This is a genomic window from Fibrella rubiginis (genome assembly GCF_017353185.1).
Lineage (GTDB): Bacteria > Bacteroidota > Bacteroidia > Cytophagales > Spirosomataceae > Fibrella > Fibrella rubiginis.
Genome location: NZ_JAFMYV010000043.1, coordinates 1 through 528, shown reverse-complemented (window position 1 = coordinate 528; position 528 = coordinate 1). Strand labels below are relative to the sequence as shown.

The window sequence follows — 528 nt, the reverse complement described above, 5'->3', positions numbered from 1 at the left end:
ACCAATGGTTGTTCAGCTGTCAGCTCGGCTACGGTGACCGTGAATCCGGCAGTAACCGTCACAGCCAGTGCCAGTCCGGCTACGATCTGTAACGGTGCCAGCACCACCCTGACAGCCACCGCCAGTGGCGGTACGGGCCTGACCTACCTCTGGAGCAACGGGGCCACCACGGCCAGCCAGTCTGTCAGCCCCACGGTGACGACCACCTATAGCGTGACGGCCACCAACTCGGCGGGCTGCGCCAGCACAGCGACTACTACAATCACGGTCAACCCGGCTGTGACCGCTACGGTGGCTAACCAGACCATCTGTAACGGTACTTCGGCCACCCTGACAGCTAACGCATCGGGCGGTAGTGGCTTTACATATGCCTGGGCACCAACGGGCACGGGCAGCACCCAGAGCGTGGTCGTCTCCCCCACGACAACGACGACCTATAGCGTGACGGTCACCAACAGCAACGGCTGTTCGGCCCTCACCTCAGCTACGGTGACGGTCAACCCCGCCGTGACGGCTACGCTGTCGTCG

Annotated in this window: 1 protein-coding gene; it reads left to right on the top strand. The window is 63.3% G+C overall.

Annotated elements, in window-relative coordinates:
• The coding region (locus tag J2I47_RS26390; RefSeq protein WP_445451879.1) for an Ig-like domain-containing protein at positions 1-528 on the top strand (528 nt) is incomplete at both ends.